Genomic DNA, 23,423 nt, shown 5'->3' on the forward strand with positions numbered 1-23,423 from the left:
TGACGTTCATTCTTTAGGACGCCGCAATGGATTCATTGCCTACCGTGACCGGATTGTCGATCTTCGCATAGTTGTAAGCTTCTTCGGTTACATCTTGAATTTCAGTAAAGTTTTCGGTGATAGGAGGCGATTGAGTTGTCCACTCCAATCCTGCGGCGCGCCATGGATTATTACCGGCGATTTCTCCATACTTCAAAGACCAGAGCAGATAGACGGCCGGGAGAAGATAGCCGATGGCAAGAACAGAGGCGCCGGCTGTTGAAAGGGCATTCAACACCTGAAATTCTGGAGGGTAGGCATGATAACGTCGCGGCATACCAAGGTAGCCAAGTACAAATTGCGGAAAGAATGTAAGGTTGAAGCCAATAAAGAGAGTGCAAGCCGCAAGTTTTCCCAAAGACTCTGAGTACATCCTTCCAGTAATCTTCGGCCACCAGAAATGCAATCCAGCCATATAGGCGCTGATCATGCCACCCACCATGACGTAATGGAAGTGCGCCACGATGAAATAGGTCTCTGTCATCTGGATGTCCATTCCTAAAGAGGCGAGCATTACACCCGTCATGCCACCCATCGTGAAAAGCCCAATAAAACCAAAGGCATATAGCATGGGGGTCGTAAAGTGTATGGAGCCACGGTACATCGTCGCCGACCAGTTGAAAACCTTGATTGCGGACGGAATGGCAACCAGCATGCTCATGAGCGAAAACATGAGAGCCGCATAGTTGGATATGCCCATGATGAACATATGGTGGGCCCAAACGAAAAAGCTGAAAATGGCGATAGCGACAGATGAAAAGGCAACTGCGGTATAGCCGAAGACTCGCTTTCTGCTAAAACATGCAATTACCTCAGATATGATTCCCATTCCAGGCAAGATCATTATGTAGACGGCAGGATGGGAATAGAACCAGAAGAGGTGTTGAAAAAGAAGTGGGTCTCCACCCAGCCGAGGATCGAAAAATCCAAGTCCTAAAACGCGTTCCAAGGCAACCAGCACAAGAGAGATAGCGACAGCGGGAGTTGCGAGAACGAAGATAATCGACGTCGCGTAGTAGGACCAGATAAAGAGAGGGAGCCGGAACCAGGTCATTCCCGGGGCCCGCATCCTATGGATAGTGACGATGAAGTTGACTCCCGTCAATATTGAGGAGAATCCGGCGACAAAAATGCCCATTGCCGCGCTAACAACATTCGTGTTCAGGTAATGTGTGCTTAGCGGAGTAGTGAACGTCCATCCGGTATCCACGCCGCCAAAGATCATCGAATATAGCTCAAGGCTGCCTCCGGTAATGAAGAGGTACCAACTCAAAAGATTGAGCTTTGGAAACGCGACATCGCGAGCGCCAATCATGAGAGGAATGAGGAAATTTCCCAGTACCGCGGGAGCTACCGGAACCAGGAAGAAAAAGACCATAATGATTCCGTGGATGGTGAAGAGCTTGTTATAGGTGTCAGAGGCAACAAGATCGCCAGCAGGAGTCAGTAATTCCAACCGTATGAAGGCCGCAGCCAAACCGCCAATGACGAAGAAAAAACTCGTCGTGAGCATGTAGAGAATAGCGATCCGCTTGTGGTCCTGTGTCAGCAGCCACGACTTAAGCCCGTATTCGTTGTTGAGATAGGTCCTTTCGGGTAAAGTGGGGACCAGTGCTGGTATCGTTCCCATGACTCCCTCTTCCTGCTCTTAATCTCAAAGCTTTGTCGAACCACTCTGTGTCTGACCCGGCGATAACCTGATTCCAGATAGAGCTTCCTGTTCGTTATGAGCCGAGACCTTCGTAATTCTTATGCGAAAGATATTTGGTCCCCGTTCAAGATACTCCCACGCTGCCTGGCCAGGCCGGAAGCTCTCGAACTGCTGGCTCAGGGGCACGGGATCGTGATCATTAACCAGTAAGACGGAACTCCCCACCGGCAACGAATCAAATTTCGCGAAGATCAGCGGATGACGTTGGGGACGTGGTACTGCGCGAATATCGATTTCGTCGTTTAAATCAGGATGTTCTTCCTTGGCGGTTCCTGTTGCGAGCACCAGAAGAGCCGAATCTTCGTGTGCGTCAACACGATGCTTGACCCCAGACGCAACACTAATAACTTCTTCAGAACGCAGCTCGCAAGGGACATCCTGCTCATAAAATGTGACGTGGCCGCGCATGACGTATATGGTGACCTTTCCCGATGTCGCGTGTTCGGGAACAGATTGATTCGCTTTGATATTCAAGAGCACCATACGGTAGCCCGGATCATTGACCAGCACTTTGGGGTTGAATCTGCGGTCATCGAATTCGATCAATTCATTGAGACGGTATTTAAGCATCGTTTCCTCTCTTAAAGTCCCCTCTTGCCTCGAACTTACTCCCCTGCTATCAGATGTGCTATGACTTGAGTCGTACACAGAAAGCGATGTTTGGAGTCGGCAATGGAAAGAATCGCTGCCTTGCAGCGCACGAGATTATTCAGTGAAGAAAGCTCCGAAGGACTTGCAAAGCTCGCACAGAGAGCCACGGAAATGCAATTTCAGCCTGGAGAGATGTTGTTCTTCTCAGGTGATTCGGCAAAGGGGTTGTTTGCAGTCATAAAAGGGAAGGTACGTGTCTTCCGGCACAATGCTGCAGGGCGTGAACAAGTAATGCATATGGATACTGCTGGTGCAACGATTGGAGAGGTTCCTGTGTTCGATGATGGGCCGTACCCTGCATCTGCGGTCGCCGAACAGGCTACAGAAGTCCTCTTCCTCCACAAGAGAGACATTTATGCCTTTTGTCTGGAGCATCCGACTTTCGCTCTCAAAGCGCTAAAGCTGATGGCGGAACGAGTTAGAAGACATGCGCAACTGGTTGATGCTCTGTCTTTCCACGAAGTTGGTCAAAGACTTGCCTTGTTTCTATTGAATGAGGCAAAGAATGGCGGAACTGACGGATATGGTCGCCCGACATTCAGGCTCGTGCTTTCCAATCATGAAATTGCCATTCGTATCGGCTCTGTACGGGATGTCGTTTCTCGTGCACTCACGCGACTCCAACACGATGGAATGGTTAAGCTAAAGGCCCGCTCTGTAACGATTATGGATTTCAAGGCTCTGCAGCTTTATTCAGAAAATCGCAGCAAACACATATCGCATCCTCGAGGTCAGGGGATCGTTAAGGACTGTTGAATGCGATCCACGTGGAATCGATTCCAACCCGAATGTGCATTTGGAACGTAGTGGAGGAAACGACCCTGGTTTTGCACAGGTGGCCCAATATATAGGTGTTGACCTCCATTTTGGCCCTTGATATAGTCGTCCTACTTCACGGTGCTTCGATCTGAGATCGAGGCTGAAAAGGGAATCCGGTGCGAATCCGGAACTGCCCCGCAGCGGTAAGCAGGAACGAACACTCCAAAAAGGCACTGGCGATAGCGCTGGGAAGCCGGAGTTAATAGGTCGCCTGCAGAGTCCGAAGACCTGCCTGAAGTTCGTGCTTAGGCACGAATCTCACACACCTTCGAGGGGAAGGTGCGGTGGCCGCGGTTTGTCTTCTGCGACTCCGTTCCATCCACTCGCGGGATTAGGACGTGATCCATGGCGGCGCAGGCGACGTTGAAGGAACTCAACCCAACTTTCCCTTCGGCTGAATCAATTCCACAGATGCAGGTGCGCAAACGTAGCGGGGAATTTGAGCCCGTTGACGTCAATAAGATCGTTCGTGCGATTGAAAGATGCTGTTATGGGCTTCAGCATGTCGATGTGATGAGGGTGGCCATCAAAACGATCGGGGGCCTATTTGACGGAGCTACCACCCGCGAACTCGATGCGCTTTCCATCCAGACCGCGGCAGCTCTTATCGCCGAAGAACCGGAATATTCTCGTCTGGCCGCGCGACTATTACTGGCGACGATAGAAAAGGAGGTTGCCGGACAAAATATCTATTCATTTTCGCAATCGGTAGAGACGGGATGCCGAGAAGGACTGATCGCTGAAGACGTCTGGGAGTTTGCCGCATCCAATGCGCGCAAACTGAATAACGCCATTGATAATGAATTCTCCGACCGGTTTGAATACTTCGGGCTTCGCACAGTCTACGACCGTTATCTCCTGCGTCATCCCATTACACGCCATGTGATTGAAACTCCCCAATATTTTTTCATGCGAGTATCGTCGGGACTCTCCACGCGTGTGAATGAGGCGATCGATTTCTATCGTTTGATGGCATCGCACGACTATCTGCCCAGCTCACCGACACTTTTCAATAGCGGTACCAGGCACTCTCAGATGTCGTCCTGTTACCTGCTGGATTCTCCAAGTGACTCTCTGGAATCTATTTACGACACTTACAAGCGGATCGCCATGCTTTCAAAGTTCTCCGGTGGAATTGGGCTGGCGTTTCACCGGGTGCGTTCGGAAGGGTCTCTCATCCGCGCGACGAATGGGCTTTCAAACGGCATTCTGCCATGGCTTCGCACGCTGGACGCATCGGTAGCAGCCGTGAATCAAGGCGGTAAGCGGAAGGGCGCATGCTGCGTCTACCTGGAGCCTTGGCATGCAGATGTTGAGTCCTATCTGGAGTTGCGAGATAACACAGGCGACCAGGCGCGGAGAACCTACAACCTGAATATAGCCAATTGGGTACCCGATCTGTTTATGCAACGTGTCGAACAGGATGGTGTGTGGTCTCTGTTTGATCCCAAGATCGTTCCCGAATTGACGGACTTATATGGTGAGGCTTTTGAAGACGCTTATTGCAGGGCTGAGAGCGATGAAAAATATGTAAAGCAGATAAAGGCACGAGATCTCTATGCGCGCATGATGAGGACGCTTGCGGAAACAGGAAATGGATGGATGGTCTTCAAAGATGCCTGTAACCGAAAGTGCAATCAGACGGGGTGCGCGGGAAATGTTGTGCATCTCTCGAATCTATGTACCGAAATCACCGAGGTTACGTCATCCTCCGAAATTGCCGTATGTAATCTGGGATCGATCAATCTCGCTCGGCATGTAACGGACGGCATCTTCGATTTTGACAAACTTGGTGCCACGGTGCGCCAGGCTGTTCCCATGCTCGATCGCGTTATCGATATCAATTATTACCCGGTATCGGAAGCTGCAGCCGCGAACAGCCGGTGGCGCCCTGTTGGACTTGGCGTAATGGGGTTGCAGGATGTCTTCTTCCGCTTGCGCATCCCATTTGATTCCTTAGAGGCGAAGGAGCTTTCCAGCAGGATTCAAGAAGAGATTTATTTTCATGCTCTAAGTGTTTCGTGTGATCTGGCGGAACAGAATGGCCCCTATCTGGCATTTCGCGAATCTCGCGCTGGAGACGGAGTTCTTCAATTTGACCTATGGGGCGTAAAACCGCAAGCCAGCGAACGGTGGGGGTTGCTGCGAGAGCGGATCGGAAAGCATGGTCTGCGTAACTCCCTGATGATCGCGATTGCACCGACAGCAACCATTGCATCCATCGTCGGTTGCTATGAATGCATCGAGCCTCAGGTCTCCAATCTGTTCAAGAGGGAGACGCTATCAGGCGAGTTTATGCAGATCAATCGCTATCTTGTTCAAGAGCTGAAGGGGTTGGGACTCTGGTCGGAGGCGCTGAGAACCCGTGTCAAGCTGGCAGAGGGATCTATCCAGGGGATTGCAGAGATTCCAGATGATTTGAAGCTGGTCTATCGCACTGCCTGGGAGATTCCAATGCGGTCTCTGATCGATATGGCAGCAGATCGAGGACCATTCATCGACCAGAGTCAATCTCTGAATCTATTTGTGGAATCACCGAACATTGGCCGATTGAGCTCCATGTATATGTATGCGTGGAAGCGCGGAATCAAGACTACTTATTATCTTCGGTCGCGGCCTGCAACAAAGATTGCCAAGACGACAGTTTCTACCCATTCCCAGCAAAGTCAAGCGACCACTATGACCGCTACAGAAAAGGTCGCCTGCTCTCTCGATAATCCCGGTGTGTGCGAAGCCTGCCAATAATGGAGAATTTCAAAATGTCTACGTCAAATGCCATTCTCGATCCTGGCCTTTCTCTCACGCTCAGGCCCATGCGTTATCCGACCTTCTTTGAGATGTTTAAAGATGGTATTCGGAATACGTGGACAGTTGAGGAGGTCGATTTTTCTACCGACCTTGTTGATCTGCGTTCAAGATTGACACCTGCGGAAACGCACCTGATTCAAAGACTGGTGGCGTTCTTTGCGACCGGCGATTCTATCGTTTCGAACAATCTGGTATTGAATCTTTACAAACACATTAACTCGCCTGAAGCGCGTCTTTATCTTTCGCGTCAGCTCTTTGAAGAGGCGGTGCATGTTCAGTTTTATTTGACATTGCTCGATAACTATGTTGCCGACCCAGAGGCCCGTGCCGCAGCCTTTGCGGCAGTGGAGAACATTCCGTCCATCACAAAGAAGGCCCAGTTCTGCATGCGGTGGATGGATTCTATCCAGAAGCTCGATGAACTTCGTACGCAAGAAGAGCGCAGGCAATTTCTGCTCAACCTTATTTGTTTTGCCGGTTGCATCGAGGGTTTGTTCTTCTTTGCAGCATTTGCTTATGTCTATTTCCTGCGATCCAGGGGACTGTTAAATGGATTGGCCGCTGGAACTAACTGGGTCTTTCGTGATGAAAGCTGCCATCTGGAATTTGCCTTTGCAGTCGTGAATGTCGTTCGTTCTGAAGAGCCTTCTCTTTTTGATGATGATCTCGAAGCGGAGATCGTAGAGATGATGAAGGATGCAGTCGAATGTGAGCTTCAGTTTGCAGAAGATCTGCTGTCAGGCGGTGTCGCCGGACTTTCGGTCCGCGAGATGCGTCAGTATCTGGAGTACGTGGCAGATGCTCGCGTGGAACGGTTGGGAATGGAGCCGATCTTTGGATCGAAAAATCCGTTTGCCTTTATGGAATTGCAAGATGTTCAGGAGCTGACAAACTTCTTCGAAAGACGCGTCTCTGCTTATCAGGTGGCCGTGGAGGGAGAGGTTGCGTTTCACGATGATTTTTAGGGACCTCCTACGCGGTCCGTGTTTCGAGCTAGCCCGATAAGGCCCCCAGATCGCGCACAAAGTACTATCGAGAACCAATCTTTCAGTATCTGAAAGTGCTGGCTATCCTAACGATGGCCAGCACCTTTTTGTGTTTATTGGCCGGTTTGAAGACTACGGTAAGGACTTTGAGCCTTTCGGTACTGGTCAAGCTTTATACTTGGTCAGCTGGTAAACGATTGAAAATGATAAAGCTAATCTGGACTTTCGAGGGATTTATGGCTAAATCGGCTTTGCTGATTCTGTGCGTCTTCATCTCCGTCTGTTCTTTGCACGCTCAGAAGGTTGAGGATCTGGTTCATCCTCTAGTTGGGACAGAGCGGGAGGGCCAGACGTATCCTGCGGTTGGCTATCCCTTTGCGATGACGAATTGGACGCCCCAGACCCGTGCAGGCGAGGTCAAATGTGTTGCTCCTTACTATTTCACCGATACCAGGATTCAGGGGTTTCGAGGGTCTCATTTTTTGAGTGGGAGCTGCGTTCCAGAATACGGCAGTATGACCCTGATGCCAGGGACAGGAAATTTGCGAACGGAGGCAACAGAGAGGTCGTCCTCGTTCGATCGATCCTCTGAGAAAGCGAGTCCTTATGAATATAGGGTGGATTTAGCCGATTACCGCATCAGAGCTAAGATCACCGGCGTTGCGAGGTCTGGCTTTATGCTCTTTCAGTTCCAGAAGGATTCGAAGCAAAGCTGGATCGTCATTGAAAATAACTCCCGCGGTGGGGATGGATGGGTACGAATCGATCCGTCGAAGATGGAAATTACGGGCCGTGTGCCTGTAAGGCGGGAATATGCAGGAAGCGGTAAGCTCGCTGGTTTTAGCTCTTTTTTTGTAATTCAGTTTGATCGGCCTTTTGTAACAAGTGGTACGTGGATCGGCAGAAAGTCCACGCCGGGAGAGTCAGAGCAGAATGGAGACGGCAAGACCCCCGGTGTGATTCGAGTCCCTGCAGTGATGACTTCGACGGGAGGCGCCTCTGCAGCCTCTGTCCGTGTGCCTGTAGGGAACCCACGAGGAGGATTCGGGACCTATGTTGACTTTGGTGAAGTTCATAGCGGTCAAACAATAAAAGTCCGAATTGGGACATCCTTCGTGAGCGTGGATGAGGCTCGAAAAAATCTAAGAGCAGAGATTCCGAACTGGCGTTACGAATCGGTTCGAGAGAAAGCGCGCTTCCAATGGCATCAGCAACTAAGCAAGATCGAGATTCAGGGAAACTCCTCCGACCGAACTATCTTTTATACGGCTCTGTATCATGCCATGTTGGCGCCTCGTATATATAGTGACATCGACGGTACGTACCCTCGATTTGCTGCACACGGGGAAGTGGAACGGTCGCGTGGCGGAACAGTCTATGATGACTTTTCGCTGTGGGATATTTTTCGCGCTCAATTGCCACTGCTGACGATTCTTGACCCTGAGCGCGATGCAGAGATGATGCAGTCACTCGTATTGAAGGGAGTTCAGGGCGGCTTTCTCCCCATCTTTCCTGCATGGAACAGCTATACCTCGGAGATGGTTGGCGATCATGCATCGGTAGCTCTGATCGATGCATACAACAAGGGCATCCGGAGCTTTAATGTTCCAATGGCGTATCAGCTTATGCGTAAAAATGCGACCGAGATTCCGGCCTCGCGTGAGGAATATCTGGAAGGAAAGGGACGTCGGGGACTCACATCTTACCTGAAATACGGATACATTCCTCTCGAAGACCATATTGACGATGCCTTCCATAAGAATGAACAGGTCTCGCGAACACTGGAATATGCCTATGACGATGCCATCCTGGCGAAATTCGCGGCGGAACTGGGCAAGACGGATGATGAAAAGCTATTTGCGGCGCATGGACAGAACTGGAAAAATGTCATCGATCCGCAGACAGGCTTTGCGCGGGGGAGACATGAAGATGGCTCATGGGTGACACCTTTTAATCCGGCGGGCAAATATACCTGGATAACGGAGGGACTTCCGTGGCAATACACATTCTTTGTTCCGCAGGATGTTTCGGGGCTCATCGAACGGGAAGGAGGCCCGAGAAAGTTTGAGGCCAGGCTGGATCAGCTCTTTGGTGAAGAGCTTTATGAGCACGGTAACGAGCCTAGCCATCACATCGCCTATCTCTACAATGCAGCAGGCGTCCCATGGAAGACGCAGCGACAGGTGCGCTCTCTGATGAAGTCGGAATACAGAGATGGCCCCGGCGGTTTGGCAGGCAATGACGATGCAGGTCAAATGAGCGCATGGTATGTGCTGAGCGCTCTGGGGTGGTATCAGGTCTGTCCAGGAATTCCCGAATACTGGATTGGCTCTCCGTCTTTTGACCACGTGGAGATTCACCTTCCCAAGGGGCGAAACTTGCGGATTCTAGCGATAGGGGCCGAGTCCGGAAGACGCTATATCAAGAGAATCTCTCTGAATGGAAAAGCGATTTCCGACTGGAAGCTGCCCTATAAGCAGATGATGCAAGGCGGGGAATTGATCTATGAAATGAGCGATGTTCCGCCCATGCAGGATTAGGGCGTCTGATGAAATTTGCCAGACGTACATTAAAAGCGAAATAATCTCTTTCTGAGGCTGGATTCCATGCGAGGTGAGGCGTGTGGTATACAGTTTTTGTGACGAGTCGATGCGATCTGTCATTCGCTGAAAGCCATTTTTGAATTTATCGCGACGAGGTTTTGGGTGAGTATGAGGAAAGAATTCCGGGGTTGCACTCGGTTACTGTTGGTCACGGTGGGGCTGGGGTTAGGTCTTTGCGCTAATACGGCGATCGGTCAGGATCATGGCAGCGCGTCCGCCGATTCGAAGGCTCTCTTTAACTCTCGCTGTGCGATGTGTCATGGTGCGGATGGTCATGGCTCCGAGATGGGAAAATCACTCAAGGTGGTAGACCTGACCTCGAAGGAAGTCCAGTCACAATCGGATGCCGAACTGATCCATGTGATTTCCGAGGGAAAGAACAACATGCCCCCCTTCAAGGGATCTCTCAATAAGGATGAGATCACGAACGTAGTTCGATATCTACGGACCTTGAAATAAATTGATTAACATAGGGCATGTAGTTCGTTTTTCAGACGCATCTTCCATGCCGCACGGAGCTTAATGCCATCGCGCTTTCGTTCTCCATCGACCTGCCCGGCTCTTGTCGGTGCATCTTTGATGTTGCTCGGCCTCCTGACTGGCTGCAGACAGGATATGCATGACCAGCCAAAGATGTTTCCGCTGAGATCAACCACTTTATTCCCGGATGGCCGCTCTGTCCGACCTCAGCCACAGGGCACAGTTGCGCGTTCCCAGACGGGAGCGGACTACTTCACTACGGGGATGCAGGACGGAGTGGAAGGCGATGGCATGCCATTTCCCGTGACAGAGACTGTATTGCGGCGTGGGCAGGAGCGTTACAACGTCTATTGTTCGCCGTGCCACTCTAGAGTTGGAAATGGAAAAGGGAGGATTGTTGAGCGCGGCTATTATCAGGCGACCAGTTTTCATTCCGATCGTTTGAGGCGCGCCCCTCTCGGCCATTTTTTCTCCGTTATTACAAATGGATACGGGGCAATGCCCGATTATGCAGCCCAGCTTTCCCCTCAAGACCGTTGGGCCGTCGCAGCATATATCCGTGCGCTCCAGTTAAGCCAGAGCGCCACTCAGCAGGATGTTCCTCCAGGCAAGACAGTATCGCCGATAGATTCCGTTTCTGAGCAATCCGGTTTGCCCGCAAATTTTCTCGATTCATGGACGGGTTCGCCGGTTCAATCAATTTCGGCTTCCTCGGAGCCTTCCATGGCCGGATTTGCGCCATCTTCAGCCAGCCTGAAGACGTTACCTTCTGGTGAGAATGGCGGCCATCAGACAGCTGCACCTGCTCAAGTGGCAGCCAAAGAAGCGAACGGAGATGCGGGGAAGGGGAAGAAAATTTATATGGAGAATTGCGCCGTATGCCATCAACCAACGCGAGCCGGCATGCCTCCAATTTTTCCATCCCTGCTGGGCATCGTGGACCGGGTTGGAGAGACGCGTGTCCGCACCGTCGCGCGTACTGGTATTCCAGATGCAAAACCTCCAATGCCGCCCCATCCAAATCTAACCGATAAAGATATTACTGACCTGATCGCATTCTTACGCAGTAAGTGATCGGAGATCGCCGGATCAGCTCTGACCGGATCTCAATCTCTCCGTCTGTAATATTGGGAAAGGCCCTATTCGCCATTCGCTTTCCATGCCTGTGGCTTGAAGCGGACTTGGTTTGGAAGACGATGGTGGAGTACGATTTTATATATGGTTGCGTTACCAGGATCTACGATCGGCGCAGGTGTTTTGGGGTTTTTCGCAGTACTGGCATGGCGAATTCGTGAGGGACGAACTCCAGTAACCGTTAAGAAAGTTATTATCCCGCCTGTTGGGATGGCAACCGGCTTTTCTATGTTTTTGGTCCCGGTCTTCAGGGTTCCCTGGGATTGGGCTCTTGGCGCTTTTCTGATAGGAGCGCTGGTTTTGGCCTACCCTCTCGTTCGGACATCGAAGCTGACCCGTGAAGGAGAGGCAATCATGATGCGTCGCTCGAAGGCATTCTTTGCGGTCATGGCTGTGTTAGCGCTTATCCGCCTGGCCGCACGCAATTATGTGAACAAAGTAATCACCCTGGAACAAACGGCCGGCCTGTTTTTTGTCTTGGCATTCGGAATGATTTTGAGCTGGAGAGTCTGCATGCTATTGGAATATAAACGGCTCATTTGCGAATAGGCTTGGGCCGAACCACGCAGATTTTGGCAGTGTCCAGCTTCTCCCAGCATCATCGAGAACTTGCTCTACACAGTTTTCGATTACCAGTCCTCGGTAAAGTCGAATGAGACGGAATGAGCATCGAGTTTTATACGGATGTCATCACTCCTCGGAAGTTGTATTGCTGCCCTGAGATGCCCCCCATATATTTTCTAGGTTTACGAGACTTCAGTTGAACGACTGTGCTTGCGGTCACGCGAGTGTTCGCTCTTCTTGCAACAATCGCGGCGATTTCCCTTCCGCCTCTCCGGCGGGACCGTGTAATGCCTATTCTTTTGGGCTGGAAACCTGTGGCGACGATGAGGCCTGCGTGAGATATGGCAAGCACTGGAGATCTTTGGATGGTCACAATGGTCTAACGGCACTATGACTGTGGCTCCAGGAGCATTTGGCACCGAGCAGCAACCTCATCATGTCGATGGAGGAAGGTAAGGAAAGACTGAGATGAAACCGAGTAGAGGAAGAATCCGGGCAATTTTTGTGAGTGCATGCATGATGATGACAGTACCGGTATGGGGGCAAGGTGCCTCAGCGAGACAGAACCTGGTTGATGTGGCAGTGTTGTATACCGCCGACAGTAGCAATCGGATTCCGGGCGAGGGCTTCTGGATGCAGGGCGGTACGGTACAGCTGCATGGGCAATTCTGGCATGGACTGGGAGTCATTGCCGATGTCACGGGTGAGCACAGTGGGAGAATAGGCACATCCGAAATTGGGTTAGACCTGGTGATGGCTACCTTCGGTCCACGGTATACGTGGCAACCTGCAAGCCGGAGAGTGGCCCTCTTCGGGCAAAGCCTTATTGGTGAAGCGAATGCTCTTCATGGGGTTTTTCCGGCGCTGGATGGTGCTACGGACAGCTCTAATAGCATGGCGCTCAAAATTGGCGGAGGCTTCAACTACAGGGTAAGCTCGCATTTTGGAGTAAGGGTATTTGAAGGCAATTGGATTCGTACACAGCTGCCTAACAGCACTTCCAATGCACAGAACCATCTTCAGGTCAGTTCGGGTATCGTTTTTCGCCTCAAATAAGAATCTCCTGCCCCCAAAGAGAAAGTTCGGAGGTGGGATATTGTTAGATACCCATGATCGATTCAGAAAACACATCTTGGTAAAAAGCATGGATTCGGAAATAGATTCATTTTCCGAATCCATTGCTAATTTATCTGATGTAGTAAATCTATCCTGATCTAGAAGAAGCTCTAGGACCACGATTCGATCTCAAGCAAAGCATAGTCGTCCATTCCTTCTCCGGCAATGAAGAGCAGATCTCGCGCGATTTTGGGTCGGCCGCCGCATTTCTGCTCGAATCCTTCATCAAAGCGGGCCAACTTATCGGCATCTCGTCCTGGAGCGGAGCTCTGCTCGAGATGATCAACCACATGCATCCCTCTCGGGATGGTCAGGGTATGCTTGTCGTACAAATCCTCGGTGGTCTTGGCAATCCTGCCCCAGACTCATGCCACATACCTCGCGCAGAGGCATCTCGGCCCTCATCGGAGGCTCCCCGGTTCTGCTTCCTGCTCCGGGCATTATGATATCCCCCTATCCCCCGAGGCTCAGCGCGTATTGATGCGCGAACCCTATGCTCGCGATGCTGTCAAACTCTTTGATCGACTCGACACCGTGCTCGTCGGGATCAGCGCACTCGAGCCTTCCCGTCCCCTGCTGAACAGTGGAAACGTCTTCTCTGCAGCGGAGCGTTCGACCCTTGCTTCTAAAGGCGCTATCGGCGACATCTGCCTGCAGTACTTCAAGACCGAAGGTTATAACATTCCTACTCCACTTACAGAAAGAGTCATTGGTATCAAACTTTCTCAACTAAAGCGAGTGAAGAACGTTATAGGCTGGCGGCAGGCGCAAGATTGCCGGCATTCGAGAGGCATTCGCAGGCCGTTGGATCAACATCCTTGTCGCCGATCGAGCTGCCGTGAGATCTGTGCTCGATGCGAAGACATGACATTAAAGGCAATATGGCCTGCAGTGTTGATCAGTTACATCTATATATTGCAAATTTTCTGGAGAGATTATGAACCGCAGAGAGATGCTGAAGGTGGGAGGAGCAGCGTTGGTTAGTACGGCGACAAATCGAATGGAGGGAGCCCAACCGAGCTCGCATTCATCCGCACGAGTAGAACGGTGGGATCTTTTTGAGCAGTCGTTCTCTGGACCGCAAGGTGGGAATCCATTTTTGGATATATGGACGCGCGCAGTCTTCCGCAAGGGGAACCGTGAAGTTTCAGTAGATGGCTTTTATGACGGCAACGGCACCTATAAGATTCGTTTCATGCCGGATGAGCCAGGCATGTGGAGCTTCGTAACCGATAGCAATGCTGCAGAATTGAAGGGTAAAAAAGGTCTCTTCGAGTGCACGGCTGCCCAGGGCGATAACCATGGTCCCGTCCACGTGCGCGATTCCTACCATTTCGGCTATGCAGATGGAACTCCGTACTTTCCATTTGGAACCACATGTTATGCATGGGTGCACCAGACAGAGGAGTTGCAGCGTCAGACGATTGAGTCTCTAAAGACCGGGCCTTTCAACAAGATCCGCATGTGTATCTTCCCAAAGTGGTATCAGTACAATCACGGAGTTCCTCCACGCTTCCCATTTCCTCGTAATGGCGAGGCCAATGACTATACCCATTTCAACGTGGATTTCTTTAGGCATATCGAAAGTTGCATTCAACAATTGCGCGCCATTCATGTTGAAGCGGATCTGATCTTGTTTCACCCCTACGATCATTGGGGCTTTCAGGCGATGCCTCCCGATGTAGATGATCGCTATCTAAGATATGTGATCGCGCGGTTTGCTGCTTATCGAAATGTCTGGTGGTCTCTGGCAAATGAGTTTGACTTGATGCGAAAAAAGACCAATGCCGATTGGGACCGCTACGCTCGCATCGTGACCGAGACCGATTCCTACGCGCACCTACGGTCGATTCACTATAGCCACGCACCTTATGATTATTCACGTGTTTGGTGTACACACGCTGGTGTGCAGGACTACGCTTTTGATAAAGCTGCGCAGTGGAGAATGGAATGGCGCAAGCCAGTCATTTTCGATGAGTGTATGTATGAGGGAAATATAAACTCTCGCTGGGGCAATCTGTCAGGCGAGGAGATGACCCGCCGATTCTGGCTATGTGTTGTTGCCGGTGCCTATGGAGGGCATGGAGAGACTTATGTTAGCCATGACGAGATCGAGAACGATAAGGCGATTCTCTGGTGGTCGCACGGGGGTACCCTCAAAGGGTCAAGCCCGGAGCGGATCGCGTTCTTGCGTAAGTTGCTGGAAGAAATCGGCGCTCAAGGTGGCGGACGCATCGGGTTTGAAGCTACAGAACCGGTGTATTACCTCTCAGCAAGGCGAAATGGCAACGAAGCGATTCTCTGGTATTTCGACTTCCATCAGCCCAGTTACTACGACTTCACTCTTCCCGAGAACGCAAGGTTCAGAGCGGAATTGGTTGATCCATGGGAGATGACCAGAAAAACGATGGACGGTACCTTCGCTGGGAAAAGCAGGATTAGCCTACCCGGAAAACCATACCAGGCCATTATCTTTCACAAAATCTAACTAGCGTCATCGAAGACTTTTAGACAGAATAAGTTGTAACCAATAGGATCTAATAATCATTATGAAACAAATCGAAATTGCAGCCGTGGCAACGGATTCATCCTCAATCACCGAAACGATAGAATCGAACGTTCTCTTCAGTCGGCGTGAAATGCTGGGAATGGCCGGGATGGCAGGTTTAGCGACTTTTACCGGTATCGGACCCGATGCTGTTGCCCAGTCTACGCAAAGACGGCCTCGTATCGCCTGTCTCGTTAGCTATTGGGGACTCCCGACTTCCCATGCTGACTGGATCGTAAACAAGCTGCTGGACGGTTATTGGTGGAAGGGTGCCTACACCCCGTCGCGCGTGGACGTGGTGTCTGTTTACATCAATCAGCTCGACACCAGCTTATTGGGCCAGAAAGTATGCAAAGCGAAAAACATCCCCATCTTTAAAACGGTAGGGGAAGCCGTAACGTTGGGTGGCAAGGAACTCGCTGTGGATGGTGTTGTCATCGTCTGCGAACATGGGAGCTATCCGACCGATCTCAAGGGGCACTGGCTCTTGCCGCGTTGGTGGATCTACCAGCAGGTGATTCGAGTTTTCGAGCAGAGCAAACGCTCCGTGCCTGTATTTAACGACAAACACCTTTCCTACAACTGGGACGACGCCAAGTGGATGTTCGACAAATCCCGTGAGCTGAACTTCCCACTGACCGGGGGATCTTCCATACCGATTTACTTTCGGAGTCCCGAGACAGAACTCGCTACCGATACACCGATTAAGAACTCGATCGTGGTGGGAGACACGGCGGATGAGGGAGCCACTTTCCATTGTGTTGACGTGCTTCAGGCATTTCATGATCGCCGCAAAGGTGGCGAGACGGGCGTCAAGTCGGTGCAGTCTATTCGCGGGCCTGAAACATGGAACTGGGTCCAACGTACTCCCTGGGCCAACAATCTGCTGGAAGCAGTGCGAAAAAAATTCGAGCTGAAGCCGGGATACTTTCAGGAGGGCGGTGGGCAAGATCCGCAGCGGCGGCCACTTCGACCCAACCTCTGTATCGTGGAGTATCGTGACGGGACCAACGCAGCTGTGATTCCGGGCCGGGGCGTGGGGTGGACTTACGCCGGCGAAATCGAAGGACAGAAAGACCCGACGATCATTTCCATGCTGGGCTGGCCTGGACCTATCTCGCAGTATCACGCTGCAAATGCGCACGAACACTGGCTTATCGAGATGATGCTGACCGGCAAGGAACCATTCAACGCGGAGAGGCTCCTTGTGTCCACTGGGATTGTGAACAACTACATGGACTCCAACTGGGAGAATGGCCGTTACTCTGCCATCGGACGACGCATTGAGACTCCATTCATGGACATGAAATATCGTTCCACACACGGGCCGCTCTTTAATTCTGGGCCTCGTCCGCCGAATACTCCTTACATACGCGGTTTTACGTCCTAGACCTTGCGTGGTTGGAGAGACGCATTGGTAATTGGACGAAAACCTGACTTGGACTTGGGGTAACAAAAGGCTGAAGGTTAGCTTCTCTATGGGCGTGCTCATTGTACGGCGTTTCCCAGAATCCCCAACGTCCAACCTTGAAGGCCCTCGGCGCGTGTGTGGATTGCCCCGTTGCCTTCGGCGTTGGACTAAGTAGAGGAATGGCCTCGGATGCAGGGTCGTCGGCAACTGCAGTTTGCAGCGGTTTACGTTCAAATAAAAGGTTATATGTGGCGGCTTGATGGTTGCGGCCCGCCTGTGCATCCTGCCCATACTCCTTAGGGGCCACATACTACTGCTTCTTGCGAGCCGGTCTACCGCTGCTGGCCAACTCCCGGGTTCGACTATGATGGTGAGTAGATGTGACATTGCGGGGCCGCGGAGGTAGATCGCTTATGAGCGAAGTTATCGACCTGCAAGAGATGAGATTTCCACTGAACCATGGAACTGGCAAGATACCCGCTCTCGGTTTCGGTACTTTGATTGCGGATCTTCCCGCGACCGTTGCTGCGACGGAGAACGCCATTGAGGCTGGGTTCCGACACTTTGACTGCGCCGAGCGCTATCTCAACGAGCGAGAAGTCGGTGAAGCCCTGCGCATGGCGCTGGGATCGCGGAAGATTTCCCGCGAGGACATCTTTGTCACGACAAAGTTGTGGAACACCAATCACAGGCCGGAACGCGTTCAGCCAGCCTTCGATGGGAGTCTTAAGAAGCTGGGGCTCGAGTATCTTGATCTTTATCTCATCCATACTCCGTTTGCCTTTCAACCGGGAGATAACCCGGATCCGCGCGACTCCAATGGAGATGTCATATACGACAATGGGGTAACTCTGCTCGATACGTGGAGAGCACTGGAGCAGCTTTTGGAAGGCGGAAGATGCGGCGCTATCGGGTTGTCGGACATCACGTTGAAAGGAGTTGCTGCCGCTCTACGAAGCAGCGGCTATCAAACCCGCTGTCGTCCAGGTGGAGTCGCATCCTTATCTTCCCGAGACAGAACTCTTCGAGTTCTGCAAGGAGGAGGGGATTGTGCTTCTCGCCTTTGCGCCGCTTGGGCATGGGATAAGGCCGGGGCTGCTTGAGGACCCGGTGGTTCTATCGGTTGCGTCACAGGTTGCGAAGACACCTGCCCAGGTGTTGCTGGCGTGGGCAGTGCAGCGCGGCACCGCCGTGCTGACGACGCCCAAGAGTGCGGAACGTGCGAGGGAGAACTTCAATATTGCTCCTCTTCCCCAAGATGCGTTCGAAGAGATCAACCGGATCCAGACCCGACAGAGGCTCAATCGGGTGGTCCAGACGGGCGTACCTGGATTTATTCCGTCGGTTAGATAAACCACAGGGGTCTTTCTATGGCCACTCTTGTCTCAGTGAATGTCGGTATGCCCCACGATGTTGCGTGGCAAGGCAGGATCGTGCGGACCGGAATATGGAAGATGCCTGTTCGCGGTAAGGTGACGGCACGTCGTCTGAATTTGGATGGAGATGGGCAAGGCGATCTTGCGGGGCACGGCGGAGAACAACGCGCCGTGATGGTATATCAGCTTGACTCGTATCGCTACTGGCAGGCGCAGCTTCAACTAGGCGAGCTTGAGTATGGTCAGTTCGGAGAGAACTTTACGGTCGACGGCCTCGGGGATGATCAGGTTTGTATTGGAGACCGTTACCGAATTGGCACCGCGCTGTTCGAGGTCACGCAGCCGAGAGTGACCTGTTACCGGCTTGGCATACGCATGCAGAATCCGCAGATGCCAGCACTGGTGGTCTCCGGGAAACGACCTGGGTTTTATTTTCGTGTGCTTGAAGAGGGAGAGGTCGCAGCTGGGGATGAGATCGTAAAGGTCGCGGACGGGCCAGAGAGACTTACGGTAGCGGAGGTGGATGGTTTGCTTTATCTGCCGGGGCACTCCCGTGAATCGTTGAACAGGGCAATCAGAATTCCGGCGCTCAGTCAAGGGTGGAAGACGTCGTTCGAAGCATTGTTGCATGCAGACGATCAGAGCGGGAATCCTGGTCTTGCTGCGCCGGCGCCGCCGCTTGCATGGAGCGGATTCCGCGCATTGCGCGTATCTGAAAAAAAACGCGAAAGCGTGGACGTAGTCTCTTTGATCTTCGAGTCTGAAGAGGGAGTGCCGCTGCCCGCATTTCATGCAGGACAGTTTCTTGTCTTCAAACTGCAGCCTGAGAGGGATGAGTCTCCCACCCTCCGGAGCTATTCCTTGTCGGGCGGCGAAGACCTGGGCAAGTACCGCATCAGCGTAAAGCTTGCCGGTGGAGAGGGGAGCCGGTTTTTTCATGAGCATCTTGGTGTGGGCGATCTGGTGTCGGTCAGCGCACCGCGAGGCAGCTTTCTGCTCGAGCAGAAGAATGATCCTGTTGTTTTCTTGAGTGCGGGAATCGGCGCGACTCCTGTACTCGCTATGCTTCATGCACTCTCTGCGCAATCCGCACAGCGCGAGATATGGTGGTGCTATGGGGCGCGCAATGGAAAAGAACATCCGTTCGCTATGGAGGTTCGGAGTTTGCTGGGCAATCTGGCTGGTGCGCATTCGCTGATTGCTTACAGTCGACCTGGCGATGGGGACCGTCTGGGTGAGGATTATGATGTGCGGGGTCGACTCCATTGCGAGCTGCTACAAGACCGCAACGTACCGCAGTCGTCTAATTTTTATCTATGCGGCCCTTCCGCTTTTCTAACGGAATTCACCGCGGCACTCCGAGCCTGGGGAATTCCCGATGCGCGGATTCATTCGGAGATCTTCAGTACAGTTTCCGCGATTACGCCTGGAATTGCGAACGCGGTCCTTCCGCGTGCACATTCGCCTCAAGGAGAAATCGGAACCGGGCCGAAGGTCTTCTTCAGCCGCAGCGGTCTCTCTGTGCCATGGGATGCAAAGTACGGTAACTTGCTTGCGTTTGCTGAAGCCTGCGATGTACCTGTCCGGTGGGCATGCCGCGCAGGGGTTTGCCACACCTGCGAGTCAGGACTGATTGATGGACAAATTGCTTACTCGCCTGAGCCGCTCGACCGTCCGGCGGCAGGTAATCTTTTGATTTGTTGTTCAGCTCCTGTTACAGAGATCGAGATCGATCTGTAGCTCATCGTTGGTATTCGCAGCCAAAATCGAATCAAAGGAGTTTATCGCATGCGCTCTGACATCATTTCTGGAGGCGTATTTCCTGACTACGAGCTTCCCGACCATACGAACACGCCGCGCAAGCTCAGTCAGTTGCAGGACCGCGATCCAATGATCCTCACATTGGCGCGTGGCCACTACTGTCCGAAGGAGCACCAGCAGCATCTGGATCTTGCAGCTTTCTATCCGAAGATCGCTGTTGGGTATACGCAGATCGTAACGATCTCGACAGACGACCATCACACGCTGCAGGAGTTTCGTGCTTCTATTGGCGCACAGTGGACGTTTCTTTCCGATCCTGGCCGCACAGTGCAAAAAGATCTCGAAATTGAAGAATATACGGACCCCGAGCATAACCCGATGATTCCGCATACGCTGGTGCTAAAGCCGGGCCTCGTGGTCCATAGTGTCTACAATGGGTATTGGTTTTGGGGTCGCCCATCGATCTCAGATCTGTGGCGCGACCTGCGCGTCGTAACCCGTGAGATACGGCCCGACTGGGATCTGAGTGCTCCTGGATTACGGGAGGCCTGGGACTCTGGTGATACCTCGCAATTTCATGGATGGAACAAGGATGCCAACGCAATGGACGGAGTCATTTGACGAACTGATCTACCTCAAGACATGCATGTTTGGCCTTCCACCGATAGACCGCCGGCACGACCAGCGCAACGCAAGATCGGAGAGGTCACCAAGGAACGACCGCACGCCATCTCCGGCGGCTTTGATCTTCGGGATGCAACCACATCGCCTGACGGGAGGGTTGTTATTGCCAGCCATTCTGGCTATCAACCGCATGGTCTTGTCGTCATCGACACCAGGACGCAAAAAGAGATTCAGCACATCGATCTCAAGACGGTGTGGCTCGGCATGACCTGGACTCCCGATGGCCACACGCTCTTTATCCCTGGCGGCAATGCTACGGGCATAAAGAAGATTGAAAACTCAGCAGCGCCTATCTATGAGTTTCAATACAAGAACGGACGGTTAGAACTAACGTAAAAACCAGCACTTAAAGCAGAAGCGCCACGAATGTTCTACCCGTGGCGCTTCTGCTTTTTGTCTTGGACGATTAGTTGTTCGGACGGTTCGGTTTGCTTGCAGGGATCGCCACGCACATTCTTGCACCTTCATCGCTCAGTGAAGGTGGAGGTGTTGTCGTTCCCCACACTGAAGGAGCAGAGCCAAGTGTCAGTACGAGCGTGCCTCCGTCTTTGATCTGCGCATGACGGAACCAGTTCGTCTTCAGCTCCTGCCCATTGAGCGTCGCCGATTGAACATATCGGTTCAGGCCGCTTGGATCAAAGTTTTTAGCCTCAATACGAAGGCGCTTTCCATTACCCAGCGATAACGAGGTAGTCGGTACAGAGGGCGAGCTGATGAGATATACGTCCTGTCCTGCTACTGGAAAGATGCCCAGCGTCTGGAAGAGCAGCCAGCTCGACATGGCGCCTGAATCATCGTTGCCCGGAATGCCGGAGCGTGTATCGCTGAAGGCCTTTTCCAGCAGGAGATGCACGATATCCGCACTTTTGTCCGGCCGCCCGCTGTAGTTGTAAAGAAGTGGCATCAGGAAGCCGGGCTCGTTCGCAATGTCGAAGTGGCCACGGCTGAAGATGAAGTCCAGACGACTGTTGAACTGCTTCGGCCCACCCGCCATCTCGATCAGATGCTTCATGTCCTGCGGGGCATAGAGCGAGTAAGTCCAGATATCTCCTTCGTACATAAAGTCAGGCCAAGTGCCGCGCACAACAAGATACGGTGCAGCCCACGAACCGTCGGGATTGCGCGGGCGGAGAAAGCCTTTGAAGCCCATCACCTGCATATCCGGGTCCCACAGGTTTTCGAAGTTGTGTGTGCGAGCCAGTGCACGCGCAGCCTGCTCCTTCTCTCCAAGACCGCAGGCCACCTCGGCAATCGCAAAATCGTCGTAGGAATATTCCACGATACGCGAGCCCGCACGTTCATCCGCTGTGGTGATGTAGCCATGTTCGTTGTAATCCTTCAGACCTCCGCGGCCTTCTTTCTGCGCATTCTTCGGAGGTACTTCGGCATCATGAATCATCGCTTCCAGAGCGGTCTTGTAGTCGATGCCGGTGATGCCTTTCATGTATGCATCGGCCACGACGACGTTTGCGTTCGAGCCACCCTGCGTGCGTCCATTGTCATTGCCGACACGTGCGTCAGGCATGTAGCCGGTATAGCGATAGACATCGATCAGCGAACGGACAATGTCGCGCTCACGATCAGGAGAAATCATTCCCAGCAAAGGGTTCGATGTACGATAGGTGTCCCAGATCGCCTGGAAATCATCATAATAGGGCTCACTCGATGTCCAGAGCGGATTCTCTCCGGTACGATCCACCGGCATCATCATGATGTGATACATCGCAGTATAAAGCTCACGTCTCTGCTTGTCTGTCTCACCGCTGAGTTGCAGCTTGCCCAGCTCCGCGTTCCACAGAGCATTGTTCGCGTGACGCACAGCCTCAAAGCTCCACGCGGGAACCTCGGACTGAATGTTCTTGCGAGCTTGCTCTGCGCTGATGAAAGAGATACCGACCTTCGCCTGCACCACCTGTCCCGGATGCGTGTGAAGATTGAAGGTAGCGCCAATGGGTTTGTTCTCGGCAACGGTGGCATCATGATCTGAAGACAGAGAGGCGCCTGTCCATGTCTGCACAGTCGTTGCAGGAGTATCGAGCATCATACTGAAGTACACGCGATACTCGCCTCCCATATTCCATCCTCCGCGGAAGCGCGCTACACCCTGAATCTCGCGGTTCGAGAGAACGTGCGCTTCGGCTCCGACAAAGTTCTGCGATTCACGTCCAGTGCCAAGTCCCAGGGCATGTGCGAGGTTGACCGTGATGTGCGAATCTCCTCCCTTGATGAAGGTGTAGCGATGAAAACCCACCCGGCGGCTGCTGGTAAGTTCCACGCGCACGTTGTAGCGATTGAGTGTGGATGCGTAGTAACCGGGTTTAGCGACCTCATCCGTGCGAGGAGACTTGATATCGGTAATATTGAGCGTGCCGGTGACAGGAGCAACAAGAATGTTGCCGTACTTACCTTGCGCTCCGCTGAGGTGCAGGTGAGAGAAGCCGAGAATGACGCCGTGGCTTGAATAACCGAATCCCGAGCGGCGTCCGTCAAAGGTCTCCATATCAGGACCCACCTTGAGCATGCCGAATGGAACAGTCGATCCGACAAAGGTATTGCCTCCCCAATCAACACCGATAAAGGGATCTACATTGCGCGTGTAATCTACACCGTCGGGTTTACTGCTGACTGCTGCTTGTGCAATCGCACATGGAAACCATGCCGGGGGCAGCATAAACAGTATGGAAAGAGCATGAAGGAGAAAACGTCGTTGACGCATTGAGAGAGTTTGCCTT

General features: G+C 52.4%; 19 protein-coding genes, 1 pseudogene and 1 riboswitch. Of the genes and pseudogenes, 17 read left to right on the forward strand and 3 right to left on the reverse strand.

Annotated features, from left to right (window positions below; genetic code table 11):
* Positions 1-13: 13 nt before the first annotated feature.
* Together ctaD and GWR55_RS01770 are read right to left on the reverse strand one after the other, a co-directional pair.
* Positions 14-1,669 carry a cytochrome c oxidase subunit I gene (gene ctaD, locus GWR55_RS01765; RefSeq protein ID WP_162400725.1) on the reverse strand — a complete coding sequence of 552 codons (1,656 nt, stop codon included), beginning with the start codon at positions 1,667-1,669 and terminating at the stop codon, positions 14-16.
* A gap of 24 nt (positions 1,670-1,693) precedes the next feature.
* Positions 1,694-2,320, reverse strand: coding sequence for a DUF2249 domain-containing protein (locus GWR55_RS01770; RefSeq protein WP_202925563.1), 627 nt, complete (start codon positions 2,318-2,320; stop codon positions 1,694-1,696).
* A gap of 102 nt (positions 2,321-2,422) precedes the next feature.
* Between GWR55_RS01770 and GWR55_RS01775 the strand changes: the two genes are divergently transcribed.
* From GWR55_RS01775 to GWR55_RS01850, 17 genes and pseudogenes are all read left to right on the forward strand, one after another.
* Complete coding sequence (locus GWR55_RS01775) at positions 2,423-3,157, forward strand: Crp/Fnr family transcriptional regulator (protein ID WP_162400726.1); 735 nt, start codon at positions 2,423-2,425, stop codon at positions 3,155-3,157.
* Positions 3,158-3,278: 121 nt separating this feature from the next.
* Positions 3,279-3,471, forward strand: a riboswitch (cobalamin riboswitch).
* A gap of 94 nt (positions 3,472-3,565) precedes the next feature.
* A complete protein-coding gene (locus GWR55_RS01780; RefSeq protein WP_202925564.1) occupies positions 3,566-5,965 on the forward strand; it encodes a ribonucleoside-diphosphate reductase subunit alpha in 2,400 nt (799 codons plus the stop codon).
* On the forward strand, positions 5,965-6,993 hold the full coding sequence (locus GWR55_RS01785; RefSeq protein ID WP_238398572.1) for a ribonucleotide-diphosphate reductase subunit beta: 1,029 nt from the start codon (positions 5,965-5,967) through the stop codon (positions 6,991-6,993). Before GWR55_RS01780 ends, GWR55_RS01785 begins: the two co-directional genes overlap by 1 nt.
* 113 nt (positions 6,994-7,106) lie before the next feature.
* On the forward strand, positions 7,107-9,554 hold the full coding sequence (locus GWR55_RS01790) for a GH92 family glycosyl hydrolase (protein WP_238398573.1): 2,448 nt from the start codon (positions 7,107-7,109) through the stop codon (positions 9,552-9,554).
* Positions 9,555-9,869: 315 nt separating this feature from the next.
* Positions 9,870-10,076, forward strand: coding sequence for a cytochrome c (locus GWR55_RS19530; protein ID WP_370521427.1), 207 nt, complete (start codon positions 9,870-9,872; stop codon positions 10,074-10,076).
* A gap of 285 nt (positions 10,077-10,361) precedes the next feature.
* Positions 10,362-11,171 (forward strand): c-type cytochrome, encoded by an 810-nt coding sequence (locus tag GWR55_RS01800; protein ID WP_238398574.1) that lies wholly within the window; start codon positions 10,362-10,364, stop codon positions 11,169-11,171.
* Positions 11,172-11,315: 144 nt separating this feature from the next.
* Entirely contained in the window at positions 11,316-11,780 is a 465-nt protein-coding gene (locus GWR55_RS01805; protein WP_162400729.1) for a CcdC family protein, read from the forward strand.
* Positions 11,781-12,311: 531 nt separating this feature from the next.
* The gene (locus tag GWR55_RS01810) at positions 12,312-12,851 is read left to right on the forward strand and encodes a hypothetical protein (RefSeq protein WP_162400730.1); all 540 of its coding nucleotides are present in this window, start codon (positions 12,312-12,314) and stop codon (positions 12,849-12,851) included.
* Positions 12,852-13,051: 200 nt separating this feature from the next.
* A complete protein-coding gene (locus tag GWR55_RS19535; RefSeq protein WP_370521428.1) occupies positions 13,052-13,357 on the forward strand; it encodes a sugar-binding domain-containing protein in 306 nt (101 codons plus the stop codon).
* Between the two features lie 34 nt (positions 13,358-13,391).
* Positions 13,392-13,895 (forward strand): sugar-binding domain-containing protein, encoded by a 504-nt coding sequence (locus GWR55_RS19540; RefSeq protein WP_162400731.1) that lies wholly within the window; start codon positions 13,392-13,394, stop codon positions 13,893-13,895.
* Entirely contained in the window at positions 13,849-15,399 is a 1,551-nt protein-coding gene (locus tag GWR55_RS01825) for a DUF5060 domain-containing protein (RefSeq protein ID WP_238398576.1), read from the forward strand. The genes GWR55_RS19540 and GWR55_RS01825 overlap by 47 nt, the downstream gene beginning before the upstream one ends.
* Before the next feature lie 61 nt (positions 15,400-15,460).
* Entirely contained in the window at positions 15,461-16,849 is a 1,389-nt protein-coding gene (locus GWR55_RS01830; RefSeq protein ID WP_162400732.1) for a hypothetical protein, read from the forward strand.
* Positions 16,850-17,310: 461 nt separating this feature from the next.
* Positions 17,311-17,766: pseudogene (locus tag GWR55_RS19420) on the forward strand (aldo/keto reductase); the annotation flags it as partial.
* A 43-nt stretch (positions 17,767-17,809) separates the two neighbouring features.
* Entirely contained in the window at positions 17,810-18,223 is a 414-nt protein-coding gene (locus tag GWR55_RS19180) for an aldo/keto reductase (protein ID WP_238398578.1), read from the forward strand.
* A gap of 17 nt (positions 18,224-18,240) precedes the next feature.
* Positions 18,241-19,986 carry an MOSC and FAD-binding oxidoreductase domain-containing protein gene (locus GWR55_RS01840; protein ID WP_162400733.1) on the forward strand — a complete coding sequence of 582 codons (1,746 nt, stop codon included), beginning with the start codon at positions 18,241-18,243 and terminating at the stop codon, positions 19,984-19,986.
* Positions 19,987-20,034: 48 nt separating this feature from the next.
* Positions 20,035-20,628 carry a redoxin domain-containing protein gene (locus GWR55_RS01845; RefSeq protein WP_162400734.1) on the forward strand — a complete coding sequence of 198 codons (594 nt, stop codon included), beginning with the start codon at positions 20,035-20,037 and terminating at the stop codon, positions 20,626-20,628.
* Between the two features lie 21 nt (positions 20,629-20,649).
* Positions 20,650-21,027: a YncE family protein gene (locus GWR55_RS01850; RefSeq protein ID WP_162400735.1), complete on the forward strand. Its 378-nt coding sequence runs from the start codon at positions 20,650-20,652 to the stop codon at positions 21,025-21,027.
* A 70-nt stretch (positions 21,028-21,097) separates the two neighbouring features.
* On the opposite strand, the gene GWR55_RS01855 is transcribed toward GWR55_RS01850, so the two are convergent.
* Entirely contained in the window at positions 21,098-23,407 is a 2,310-nt protein-coding gene (locus GWR55_RS01855; protein WP_202925565.1) for a GH92 family glycosyl hydrolase, read from the reverse strand.
* Between the last annotated feature and the right edge of the window lie 16 nt (positions 23,408-23,423).

The organism is Edaphobacter sp. 12200R-103 (genome assembly GCF_010093025.1).
Lineage (GTDB): Bacteria > Acidobacteriota > Terriglobia > Terriglobales > Acidobacteriaceae > Edaphobacter.

Coding starts and splice junctions, on each gene's coding strand:
- ctaD (WP_162400725.1), bottom strand. CDS start 1,669: ATGGGAACGATACCAGCACTGGTCCCCACTTTACCCGAAAGGACCTAT.
- GWR55_RS01770 (WP_202925563.1), bottom strand. CDS start 2,320: ATGCTTAAATACCGTCTCAATGAATTGATCGAATTCGATGACCGCAGA.
- GWR55_RS01775 (WP_162400726.1), top strand. CDS start 2,423: ATGGAAAGAATCGCTGCCTTGCAGCGCACGAGATTATTCAGTGAAGAA.
- GWR55_RS01780 (WP_202925564.1), top strand. CDS start 3,566: ATGGCGGCGCAGGCGACGTTGAAGGAACTCAACCCAACTTTCCCTTCG.
- GWR55_RS01785 (WP_238398572.1), top strand. CDS start 5,965: ATGGAGAATTTCAAAATGTCTACGTCAAATGCCATTCTCGATCCTGGC.
- GWR55_RS01790 (WP_238398573.1), top strand. CDS start 7,107: ATGGCCAGCACCTTTTTGTGTTTATTGGCCGGTTTGAAGACTACGGTA.
- GWR55_RS19530 (WP_370521427.1), top strand. CDS start 9,870: ATGTGTCATGGTGCGGATGGTCATGGCTCCGAGATGGGAAAATCACTC.
- GWR55_RS01800 (WP_238398574.1), top strand. CDS start 10,362: ATGCAGGACGGAGTGGAAGGCGATGGCATGCCATTTCCCGTGACAGAG.
- GWR55_RS01805 (WP_162400729.1), top strand. CDS start 11,316: ATGGTTGCGTTACCAGGATCTACGATCGGCGCAGGTGTTTTGGGGTTT.
- GWR55_RS01810 (WP_162400730.1), top strand. CDS start 12,312: ATGATGATGACAGTACCGGTATGGGGGCAAGGTGCCTCAGCGAGACAG.
- GWR55_RS19540 (WP_162400731.1), top strand. CDS start 13,392: ATGCGCGAACCCTATGCTCGCGATGCTGTCAAACTCTTTGATCGACTC.
- GWR55_RS01825 (WP_238398576.1), top strand. CDS start 13,849: ATGAACCGCAGAGAGATGCTGAAGGTGGGAGGAGCAGCGTTGGTTAGT.
- GWR55_RS01830 (WP_162400732.1), top strand. CDS start 15,461: ATGAAACAAATCGAAATTGCAGCCGTGGCAACGGATTCATCCTCAATC.
- GWR55_RS01840 (WP_162400733.1), top strand. CDS start 18,241: ATGGCCACTCTTGTCTCAGTGAATGTCGGTATGCCCCACGATGTTGCG.
- GWR55_RS01845 (WP_162400734.1), top strand. CDS start 20,035: ATGCGCTCTGACATCATTTCTGGAGGCGTATTTCCTGACTACGAGCTT.
- GWR55_RS01850 (WP_162400735.1), top strand. CDS start 20,650: ATGCATGTTTGGCCTTCCACCGATAGACCGCCGGCACGACCAGCGCAA.
- GWR55_RS01855 (WP_202925565.1), bottom strand. CDS start 23,407: ATGCGTCAACGACGTTTTCTCCTTCATGCTCTTTCCATACTGTTTATG.